Source organism: Curtobacterium sp. Arg-1, assembly GCF_025643395.1.
Lineage (GTDB): Bacteria > Actinomycetota > Actinomycetes > Actinomycetales > Microbacteriaceae > Curtobacterium > Curtobacterium poinsettiae.
In genome coordinates this window covers 17,513-27,312 of the sequence record NZ_CP095731.1, presented here as the reverse complement: position 1 = coordinate 27,312, position 9,800 = coordinate 17,513, and the positions used below count along the sequence as shown (strand labels likewise).

General features: G+C 69.5%; 10 protein-coding genes and 1 tRNA gene. 8 read left to right on the top strand and 3 right to left on the bottom strand.

What is annotated here, in order from left to right; all coding sequences use genetic code 11:
* The first annotated feature begins 49 nt into the window (after positions 1-49).
* Entirely contained in the window at positions 50-703 is a 654-nt protein-coding gene (locus MXD64_RS00135; protein ID WP_042539994.1) for a DUF1345 domain-containing protein, read from the top strand.
* A gap of 84 nt (positions 704-787) precedes the next feature.
* Here the strand turns inward: MXD64_RS00135 and MXD64_RS00130 are convergent, their stop codons facing one another.
* Together MXD64_RS00130 and MXD64_RS00125 are read right to left on the bottom strand one after the other, a co-directional pair.
* Complete coding sequence (locus tag MXD64_RS00130) at positions 788-949, bottom strand: hypothetical protein (RefSeq protein WP_156155365.1); 162 nt, start codon at positions 947-949, stop codon at positions 788-790.
* A 35-nt stretch (positions 950-984) separates the two neighbouring features.
* Positions 985-1,665: an NUDIX domain-containing protein gene (locus MXD64_RS00125; RefSeq protein WP_017887795.1), complete on the bottom strand. Its 681-nt coding sequence runs from the start codon at positions 1,663-1,665 to the stop codon at positions 985-987.
* A gap of 90 nt (positions 1,666-1,755) precedes the next feature.
* On the opposite strand from MXD64_RS00125, the gene MXD64_RS00120 reads away from it, so the two are divergent.
* Positions 1,756-2,235 carry a hypothetical protein gene (locus tag MXD64_RS00120; protein ID WP_263136908.1) on the top strand — a complete coding sequence of 160 codons (480 nt, stop codon included), beginning with the start codon at positions 1,756-1,758 and terminating at the stop codon, positions 2,233-2,235.
* 101 nt (positions 2,236-2,336) lie between these two features.
* Here MXD64_RS00120 and MXD64_RS00115 read toward each other — a convergent pair.
* Positions 2,337-2,423 (bottom strand) — tRNA-Leu (locus MXD64_RS00115).
* Between the two features lie 86 nt (positions 2,424-2,509).
* Here MXD64_RS00115 and MXD64_RS00110 point away from each other — a divergent pair.
* Genes MXD64_RS00110 through MXD64_RS00085 form a run of 6 tightly spaced genes read left to right on the top strand, consistent with a single transcriptional unit; the run spans position 2,510 to position 9,780 of the window.
* Entirely contained in the window at positions 2,510-3,190 is a 681-nt protein-coding gene (locus tag MXD64_RS00110; protein WP_017887797.1) for an FhaA domain-containing protein, read from the top strand.
* Positions 3,187-3,738 (top strand): FHA domain-containing protein FhaB/FipA, encoded by a 552-nt coding sequence (locus MXD64_RS00105; RefSeq protein WP_017887798.1) that lies wholly within the window; start codon positions 3,187-3,189, stop codon positions 3,736-3,738. Before MXD64_RS00110 ends, MXD64_RS00105 begins: the two co-directional genes overlap by 4 nt.
* A gap of 6 nt (positions 3,739-3,744) precedes the next feature.
* Positions 3,745-5,103: a Stp1/IreP family PP2C-type Ser/Thr phosphatase gene (locus MXD64_RS00100; RefSeq protein ID WP_017887799.1), complete on the top strand. Its 1,359-nt coding sequence runs from the start codon at positions 3,745-3,747 to the stop codon at positions 5,101-5,103.
* Positions 5,100-6,545, top strand: coding sequence for an FtsW/RodA/SpoVE family cell cycle protein (locus tag MXD64_RS00095; protein WP_259576541.1), 1,446 nt, complete (start codon positions 5,100-5,102; stop codon positions 6,543-6,545). The genes MXD64_RS00100 and MXD64_RS00095 overlap by 4 nt, the downstream gene beginning before the upstream one ends.
* Positions 6,542-7,996, top strand: coding sequence for a peptidoglycan D,D-transpeptidase FtsI family protein (locus MXD64_RS00090; protein WP_017887801.1), 1,455 nt, complete (start codon positions 6,542-6,544; stop codon positions 7,994-7,996). Before MXD64_RS00095 ends, MXD64_RS00090 begins: the two co-directional genes overlap by 4 nt.
* A complete protein-coding gene (locus tag MXD64_RS00085; RefSeq protein ID WP_056072692.1) occupies positions 7,993-9,780 on the top strand; it encodes a serine/threonine-protein kinase in 1,788 nt (595 codons plus the stop codon). The genes MXD64_RS00090 and MXD64_RS00085 overlap by 4 nt, the downstream gene beginning before the upstream one ends.
* The last annotated feature ends 20 nt before the right edge of the window (positions 9,781-9,800 follow it).

Below are 9,800 nucleotides of genomic sequence, written 5' to 3'. Positions count from 1 at the left end.
CGTAACACGCCCGCGGGGTGCGGTCACGGCACCGTGCGACACTCACTCCGTGACCCAGACCAGGACCGGCCCCCGACACGAACACCGGGCACCGGTCGCCGCGGCGGTGCTGGTCAACCTGGCGCTCAGCCTGTTCCTGCCCGACGAGGTGCTGTTCTTCCCGTCGTGGGTCGTGCCGGTGCTCGGCGTCCTGCTGCTCACCCCGCTGATCGTCTTCAACCCGCGGCGCCTGACCCGCGAGACCACCTGGTCCCGGTGGGTGTCCTTCGCGCTGGCGGGACTGCTGACCGTCGCGAGCCAGCTCACGGTGATCCGGACGATCACCGAGTTGCTGGGCGGCCACGCGGACGGAGCGGCCGTGCTGCTCACCGCCCTGCAGGTGTGGGTGAGCACGATCATCGTGTTCGGGCTCGTCTACTGGGAGCTCGACCGCGGGGGTCCGGTGGCCCGGCGACGCCCCGAACTGTGGTCGAGCGCCGAAGCGGACTTCCAGTTCCCGCAGGAAACCGACCCGAAGACCGCCGACTGGCGCCCGGTCTACCTCGACTACCTCTACGTCGCGATGACGAACATGATGGCCTTCAGCCCCACGGACACGATGCCGATGACCGTCCGGGCGAAGATGATCATGGCGTACCAGGCGCTCAGCGGGTTCATCCTGCTGGCGCTGGTCATCTCGCGCGCGGTCAACATCATCAGCTGACACCGCGCTCCGGAGCGGTGGAACCACGGACGGGAGGCACGGTGCCAGCTGGCACCGTGCCTCCCGTCCGTCGTCCGGTCGCCGCTACTGCGGGTCGGCGGGCTCGCCGCCCGAGTCGACGTCGCTGTCCTGCTGCGGGTCCTTCGTCGCGTCACCCGTCGACGACCCGTCCGGCAGGTCCTCGGTGTACTGCTGCTGGGTCTCGGTGGGATCGCTCGATCCGTCCGGTGTCGTCGAATCAGTCATGGCCCGGACGGTACGCGGACCGGCACCACGACCGTTCAGCGAGCGGACCCGCGCCGGAGCGCCACCCACTGCAGCAGCATGATCGTCTTGCCGTCGGCGATCCGGCCGTCCGCGACCATCGCGAGTGCCGCATCGAGCGGGAGCTCGAGCACCTCGATGTCCTCACCCTCGTCCTCCACACCGCCGCCGGCCTCGACCCGGTCCGCGGGCGTGTACGCGCCCACGTAGAAGTGGACCCGCTCGGTGACCGAACCGGGGCTCATGAACACGGCACCCAGGTGCTCGAGCGCGCCGAGCCGGATGCCGAGCTCCTCGGCGGCCTCGCGCCGGACGGCGGTCTCCGGGTCGTCCTCGTCGAGCAGACCCGCCGCGGCCTCGATCAGCATCCCGTCCGGGTGTCCGTTCACGTACGCCGGCCACCGGAACTGCCGCGTGAGCAGCACCGTGCCGCGCTCGGCGTCGTACGGCAGCACCGTCGCACCGTTGCCGCGGTCGTAGGTCTCGCGCTGCTGCCGGTCCCACCGACCGTCACGGCGCCGGACGTCCAGGGTCGTGCGGCGGAGCACGTGCCATCCGTTCGACACCACCTCGACGTCCCGCACGACGACGTCGGGGTTGCGGTCGAGGTCGCGGCCGACGGCGTCGAGCCCCGTCCGGCCACGATCGTCGGGGACGTCCACTCCGGGACGCTGGACGGTGGTGCGTTCGTCGGTCACACGATCACCGTAGCGAGGCACCCCGGCAGGACTCCGCCCCCTCGGTACGCTCGACGTGCCGCACCAGGGAGCGGCAGAGGACGGTGCAGCATGACCAGGACGTTCATCCTCCGACGACCGGACCGACCGCAGGTGGTCACCGTGTCCTTCGTGCTGTGGCTGGTGTGGGTGGTCGCCTGCATCGCTGCCACGGTGCTGCAGTTCTGGACGCCGGACGCGGCGGTCGGCCCGGCGCCGGTCATCGCCGGGATCGTCGCCCTGGTGCTCTGGGCCCTGGTGACGTGGGCGGTGTTCCGGACGGCAGCGGGATCCCGGGTCGCACGCATCGTGCTCGTCGTCGTCGCGGGCTTCCGCGCGGTCCTGAGCATCACCGGCGGACAGCTCGACGTCCTGACGATCGCACTGTCGGTCGTCGCCGCGGTCCTGCTCTTCCTGCCCTCCGCGCGCCCGTACTTCGCCGCACGAGCGGCGTGGAGGACCGGCCACGGGTTCGACGGGACCGGCGTGTCGGGGCCGAGCCGTGCCTCCGCGCCGGATCCTGACCGCACGACGGAGGCGGACCGGTCCTGACGCCGGCGGCTCGACGGACGGCCCGGGGAAGCCCCTGGAGACCAGGCCCCGGAAACCAGGAAAGGCCCCGGATTCCTCCGGGGCCTTTCCTGTTCTTCGCCTGGTGCGCGAGGGGGGACTTGAACCCCCACGCCGTTTCCAGCACACGGACCTGAACCGTGCGCGTCTACCAATTCCGCCACTCGCGCCAGCCCCGAAACACTACCACGCACAGACGGGTGTCAACGCCAACCACTACCATGCAGTGGTTGACGACCGACGACACGGGAGACGCATGGGCCTGCTGGACAACTTCGAGCGAGGGTTGGAACGCGCCGTCAACGGCGCGTTCGCCAAGACCTTCCGCTCCGGGGTGCAGCCCGTCGAGATCTCGAGCGCCCTGCGGCGCGAGCTCGACACCAAGGCCGCAGTGGTCTCCCGCGAGCGCATCCTCGTGCCGAACGAGTTCACCGTTCGTCTCGCGCCGCCGGACTGCACGCGCATGAACGACGTCGGTCGTCCACTCATCGACGAACTGACCCAGATGGTGCACCAACACGCCGTGGCGCAGAACTACTCGTTCTCCGGCCCGGTCACCATCCGGCTCCAGCAGGACGGCACACTCTCGACGGGCATCCTGCAGGTCGACTCCACCACCGTGCAGCGCGACGTGGCCTGGATCCCCGTGCTCGACATCGGCTCCCAGCGGCACCGACTGCACCGCGGGCGCACGGTGATCGGGCGCGGCAGCGACGCGGACATCACCATCGCGGACACCGGGACGAGCCGCAAGCACGTCGAGGTCCTGTGGGACGGCAAGCACGCGCAGGCCACCGATCTCGGCTCCACGAACGGCTCGAAGCTGAACGGTCAGCACTTCCAGCAGGCGATCGTTGAGCCGGACTCCACCATCGAGATCGGTCGGACCCGTATGGTGTTCCGGGTGATCCCGGAGAACGACGGAGGTGCTCGATGACCACAGGCCTGACCCTGCTCGTCCTGCGCTTCGTGTTCCTCGCGGTGCTCTGGCTGTTCGTCTTCGTGATCGTGTTCGCCCTGCGCAGCGATCTCTTCGGCCAGCGCGTCCGCACGATCCCGACCGATCCCAAGTCGGCCCCGTCCGGGCCGAGCACCCCCACCGTCCCGGCAGCGGCGGCCCCCGGCCCCGCGTCCAGCGGCGCGTTCACGGACGTCATCGGACAGCCCGGTGGTGGGCAGCGTCCCGCCTCGCAGGCCGCGTCCCGCCTGGTCATCACCGAGGGTGCGCGCGAGGGCATGGAGATGCCGCTCGGTGGCGGCCCCATCACGATCGGGCGCTCGAGCGAGTCGAACGTCGTGATCCGCGACGACTACACCTCGACCAACCACGCCCGCCTCGACCTGCGCGCCGACGGCTGGCTCCTCACCGACCTCGAGTCCACGAACGGCACCTTCGTCAACGGTCAGAAGGTGAGCGCTCCCGTCCTCGTGGCAGAGGGCACGCCGATCACGATCGGGACGACGACGTTCGAGCTGCGGCGGTAACCCGGCATGACCGCTCGCACGCTGAGCGCCGCTGTGTCCCACGTGGGGCGCATCCGCGCGAACAACCAGGACTCCGGCTACGCCGGGGCGCACCTGTTCGCGGTGGCGGACGGCATGGGCGGCCACGCCGGCGGTGACGTCGCCTCGGCGATCGCGATCCGCCGCATCCGCGAGGTCGACCGCGAGTTCCCCTCGGCGCACGACGCCGAGTTCGCACTGCAGTCGGCACTCATCGCCGCGAACCAGCTGATCACCGAGACCGTGTTCGAGCACCAGGAGCTCACCGGCATGGGCACCACGGTGTCCGCGATGATCCGCGTCGGCGAGCAGATCGCGATCGCGCACATCGGCGACTCCCGCATCTACCGCCACCGCGACGGCGAGCTGCAGCAGATCACGTCGGACCACACGTTCGTCCAGCGACTGGTCGACAGCGGCCGGATCACGCCGGAGGAAGCCGCGGTCCACCCGCGCCGCTCCGTGCTGATGCGCGTACTGGGCGACGTCGACGCAGCACCCGAGGTCGACACCGCGATCATGGACATCCAGCCGGGCGACCGCTGGCTGCTCTGCTCCGACGGGCTGTCGTCGTACCTGGCCGAAGAGCGGATCCGGCACGCCCTGGCGTCGAACATGGACGCCAACCAGGTCACGCAGCGCCTGGTGAAGGAGACGCTCGACCACGGCGCCCCCGACAACGTCACCGTCGTGGTGATGGACGTCACGGACACCGAGCCCGAGGACGACGACGACGCGGCCACCACCGTCGGGTCCGCCGCGGCACCCCTCACCTTCGAGGCGTCGACCGGCCGCAAGCCGATCCGCCTCCCCACGATCCTGCTGCACCCGCTCAAGGTCACCACCGCGCCCGAGGACTCGCACTTCGAGCCCGAGTCCGACCAGTTCTTCGCCGAGCTGATCGCCGAGGACCGCCGACGCCGCATCCGTCGTCGGGTGTCCTGGACCGTCGCGCTCGTGGTCGCCGTCGCCGTGCTCGTCGGCGCCGTGTTCGTCGGTTGGCGGATCACCCAGGACCACTACTACGTCGGCACCGACCGGGGCACCGTCGCGATCTACAAGGGCGTGCAGCAGTCGATCGGGCCGTTGGCGCTGTCGGACGTGTACGAGGACAGCGACATCACGGTCTCGTCGCTGCCGGACTACACCCGCGAGAACGTCCGCTCGACGATCAACGCGCAGTCGCTCTCCGACGCCCGTGACATCGTCGAGCGCCTGCGCAAGGCCGCCGCGACCGGTGAGGACCAGGCCGGCACCGGCGGGGACGGCAACGCGAGTCCATCGCCGTCACCCTCACCGACGCGATCGTCCTCGCCGTCGCCGAACCCGACGCGGAGCTCGCGATGAGCACCGCCACGGCCGCCCAGTCCTTCACGCAGGCGATCACGATCAAGCTCCGGGAGCCCGCCCGTGCGCGGAACCTCGAGCTCTTCCTGCTCGTCATCGCCTGCGGCATCTGCGCGGGCGCGATGGTGCTCGTGCAGCTCGGCACCAAGGGCCGGCTGTTCGACCAGTCGGTGCTCTGGGTCGGTGGCGGCATCCTCGGCCTCGCGCTCGTCATGCACGTGGTGCTGCGCGTCGTCGCGAAGAACGCCGACCCGTTCATCCTGCCGATCGCGCTCGTCCTGAACGGCATCGGCATCGCCGAGATCTACCGCATCGACGTCCACAACGGCCTGTCCGGCTGGGACGCCATCGGCGTGAAGCAGATCGTCTGGACGATGCTCGCGATGGTCCTGGCGATCATCACGCTCGTCGCCGTCCGGAACCACCGGTTCCTGCAGCGGTACCGCTACATCTTCATGGCGCTGACGATCATCCTGCTGCTCCTGCCCATGCTGCCCGGCATCGGCACGAACATCGGCGGCGCGCGGGTCTGGATCAAGATCGGCCCGTTCTCGTTCCAGCCCGGTGAGCTCGCGAAGATCACCATGGCGCTGTTCTTCGCCGGGTACCTCGTCACCGCCCGTGACTCGCTGTCGATCGTCGGCAAGAAGTTCCTCGGCATGACGTTCCCGCGTGCCCGCGACCTCGGCCCCATCCTGGTGATGTGGGGCGCCGCGATGGCCGTGCTCGTGTTCCAGCGCGACCTCGGCACCGCCCTGCTCTACTTCGGCCTGTTCCTCGTGATGATCTACGTCGCCACGGCACGGGTCAGCTGGGTCGCGATCGGTCTCACGCTGTTCATCGGTGGCGCCCTCGTCGCACAGAGTCTCCTCGAGTACGTCCGTGGCCGCTTCGAACAGTGGCTCGACCCGTTCAACCAAGAGGTCTTCAGCCGCGACACCCAGGCGAGCTACCAGCTCGTGCAGGGCCTGTTCGGCTTCGCGAACGGCGGGATCACCGGCACCGGCCTCGGCCAGGGCCGGCCGTACATCACCCCGGTCGCCAACGCCGACTACATCGTCGCGTCACTCGGCGAAGAGCTCGGCCTGATCGGTGTCTTCGCGATCCTCGCGCTCTTCATCGTGTTCGCGTCCCGTGGCATCCGCGTCGGGTTCATGGCGCAGGACGACTTCGGCAAGCTGCTCGGTGTGGGCTTCGGCTTCATCATCGCCCTGCAGGTGTTCGTCGTCGTCGGCGGCATCACCCGGATCATCCCCGTCACCGGTCTGACCACCCCGTTCATGGCCGCGGGTGGTTCCTCGCTCATCGCCAACTGGATCATCGCCGCGATGCTGCTGCGCCTGACCGACGCGATCCCCGCCGAACAGCGTGTCCAGCAGGGCGCGATCCCCGCCGCGAGCGGGCGGTCCGCGCGCGCGACCAGGAAGGAGCGTCGTCGATGAACCGACAGCTCCGCGGTGTCTCGACCGTCATCGTGCTCATGTTCGTCGCACTCTTCGTGTCGACGACCTCGATCCAGTTCTTCTCGGCAGACTCGTTGCGCGCCGACTCCCGGAACTCCCGAACCATCTTGGACAGTTACTCGACCAAGCGCGGCGCGATCCTCGTGGACGGCAGCCCGATCGCCGAGTCGACCCCGGTGAACGACCAGTACGAGTACCAGCGCAAGTACACGAACGGCGACCTGTACTCCGCGGTCACCGGCTACTTCACGATCGGCCAGGGCAACACCGGCATCGAGAGCGCGGAGAACACCGTGCTGTCCGGCAACTCGGACGCCTCGTTCTTCCAGAACCTCAACTCGATCCTCACCGGCCAGGACGTCCAGGGCGACAACGTCAACCTGACCATCGACCCGGACGTGCAGCAGGCCGCGTACGACGCCCTCGGCACGAACAGCGGTGCGGTCGTCGCGATCCAGCCCAAGACCGGCAAGATCCTGGCGATGGTGTCGAAGCCGAGCTACGACCCGAACTCGCTCACCTCGCACGACACGGCCGAGGTCAAGCGGCAGTACGACGCGCTGCTCGGTGCCGACACCGCCCCGTTGCAGAACCGTGCCATCGGCGGCGACCTGTACACGCCCGGATCGGTGTTCAAGCTCGTCGTCGCCTCGGCGGCGCTCGAGGGCGGCAAGTACAACCTCGACTCCACGTTCCCGAACCCGTCGCGACTGCAGCTGCCGGGGACGAGCTCGTACATCAACAACGCCGAGGGCGGCACCTGCGGCGGCGGCGACAAGGTCAAGCTGCGCACCGCGATCCAGTACTCGTGCAACATCCCCTTCGCCGAACTCGGTCAGAAGCTCGGGTACGACGCGATCAAGGACATGGCCGACAAGTACGGCTTCGGCGACGCCATCGAGATCCCGATGGCCGCGACCGCCAGCCAGTACCCCGACGTCGACTCGACGGCCCAGCTCATGCTGAGCGCCTTCGGCCAGGCGAGCGTCCGGGTCTCCCCGCTGCAGATGGCGATGGTGTCGGCCGGCATCGCGAACGGCGGCAAGGTCATGCAGCCCTCACTCGTCGACTCGATCACCACGAGTGACCTGAAGACCGTCGAGTCCTTCTCTCCGAGGCAGTACAGTGATCCGCTGTCGTCCTCCGAGTCCGCTGACCTCACCGAGGCCATGCAGAGCGTCGTGAACGCGGGGACCGGTACCAATGCCAAGATCGACGGTGTCGACGTCGCCGGCAAGACCGGCACGGCTGAAGGCGGCACCGGCGATCCGTACACGCTCTGGTTCACGGGGTTCGCCCCCGCGAAGGACCCGGAGGTCGCCGTGGCGGTGGTCGTCGGGAACGGCGGCGGGCTCGGGCAGTCCGGAGTCGGCAACACGGTCGCGGCCCCGGTCGCGAAGAAAGTCATGGAGGCGGTGCTGAACAAATGAGACCCACCAGCGGACTCACCTTCGGTGGGCGGTACCAGCTCTCCTCCCGGGTCGCCATCGGCGGCATGGGCGAGGTGTGGCAGGCGACCGACCTCGTCATCGGCCGAACCGTCGCACTCAAGATCCTCAAGGACGAGTACCTCGGTGACCCCGGCTTCCTCGAGCGCTTCCGCGCCGAGGCCCGGCACGCCGCCCTCGTCAACCACGAGGGCATCGCCAACGTCTTCGACTACGGCGAGGAGGACGGCAGCGCCTACCTCGTGATGGAGCTCGTCCCCGGCGAGGCCCTGTCGACCATGATCGAACGCGAGCACACGCTCCCGGTCGACAAGGTGCTCGACATCGTCGCGCAGACCGCGAACGCCCTGCAGGCCGCACACGCGGTCGGCCTGGTGCACCGCGACATCAAGCCGGGCAACCTGCTCATCACGCCCGACGGTCGCGTCAAGATCACCGACTTCGGCATCGCCCGCATCGCCGACCAGGTCCCGCTCACCGCGACCGGTCAGGTGATGGGCACGGTGCAGTACCTGTCGCCCGAGCAGGCCAGCGGCCACCCCGCCTCGCCGTCGACCGACATCTACTCGCTCGGCATCGTCGCGTACGAGGCCCTGGCGGGTCGTCGTCCGTTCACCGGTGAGTCGCAGGTCGCGATCGCGATGGCGCACATCAACGAGCAGCCGCCGCCGCTGCCCGGGGACATCCCCGAGCCGGTCTCGGCCCTGGTCATCTCGTGCATCGCGAAGAAGCCCGCCGACCGTCCCGCGACGGCAGCGAACCTGGCCCGCGCCGCCCAGGCGCTCCGCCGGGGTGACGTCGCCGCCGCCACCGTGGCCGTCCCCGCCATCGCGGGGAACGGCACCGTCGCGTTCAACCCGCCCCAGGGCCAGGGGAACGACGCCGCGACCGCACTCATCGGCACCCAGGCAGGATCGATGGCCGGCGGACCCGGGGCCCCCCGCTCGCCCGTCAGCGACGAGCCCGAGGAACCGAAGAAGAAGCGTGCCTGGATCTGGTGGGTCGTCGGCATCGTCGTCGTGCTCGCCATCGCCGCCGGCACGGCGTACGCCCTCAACGCGAACAACGCCCCGGAGCCCGAGCCAACGAAGTCCTCGAGCACGCCGAAGCCGTCCCGCACGCCCAGCGAGACGCCGTCCCCCGAGCCGACCGAGACCCGCGTCACGGTGTCGGCAGCCGACTACCAGGGGCAGAACGCCGAGGACGTCGCGAACCAGCTGCGTGCCCGGGGTCTGCAGGCCGAGGTCGTCGACGGATCGAACGCGACGACGTCCGACCAGGTCGGCACCGTCGAGTCGCTCAGCCCCGAGGGCAGCCTGGCACCGAACACGCTCGTCACGATCAAGTCCTACGGCGACGTGCTGACCGCACCGGCGCCCGAGCGTGCCACCGGTGGGACCGTCAGTGAGTCCGGTCGCGTGACCTTCAGCTGGCCGGCGTACACGAGCTGCCCCGCCGGGTACTCGGACGTCAGCTACACGTACACGATCGACAACGGCACCGTGACGTCGAACGGCAGCAGCTCCGGCTCCACCTCGGGCACCGCGGTGACCGTCGCCGGTGCCCAGTACGGCAAGGTCGCCCTGTCGTACAAGGTCACCTGCAAGTCGCCGCAGTCCGATGCCTCGGTCGTCTCGGCGTCCTCGCCGGGCGCCCAGGTCGAGTGGACCGAGCCCACGGACCAGGAGACGACGGACCCGGGTGACGGAACGGACCCCGGCGACGGGACCAACCCGAGCCAGCCCGGCCCGCAGGACGGCCAGTGAACGACCCCCGGACGGGGGCT

Coding starts and splice junctions, on each gene's coding strand:
- MXD64_RS00130 (WP_156155365.1), bottom strand. CDS start 949: ATGACTGATTCGACGACACCGGACGGATCGAGCGATCCCACCGAGACC.
- MXD64_RS00120 (WP_263136908.1), top strand. CDS start 1,756: ATGACCAGGACGTTCATCCTCCGACGACCGGACCGACCGCAGGTGGTC.
- MXD64_RS00110 (WP_017887797.1), top strand. CDS start 2,510: ATGGGCCTGCTGGACAACTTCGAGCGAGGGTTGGAACGCGCCGTCAAC.
- MXD64_RS00105 (WP_017887798.1), top strand. CDS start 3,187: ATGACCACAGGCCTGACCCTGCTCGTCCTGCGCTTCGTGTTCCTCGCG.
- MXD64_RS00100 (WP_017887799.1), top strand. CDS start 3,745: ATGACCGCTCGCACGCTGAGCGCCGCTGTGTCCCACGTGGGGCGCATC.
- MXD64_RS00095 (WP_259576541.1), top strand. CDS start 5,100: ATGAGCACCGCCACGGCCGCCCAGTCCTTCACGCAGGCGATCACGATC.
- MXD64_RS00090 (WP_017887801.1), top strand. CDS start 6,542: ATGAACCGACAGCTCCGCGGTGTCTCGACCGTCATCGTGCTCATGTTC.
- MXD64_RS00085 (WP_056072692.1), top strand. CDS start 7,993: ATGAGACCCACCAGCGGACTCACCTTCGGTGGGCGGTACCAGCTCTCC.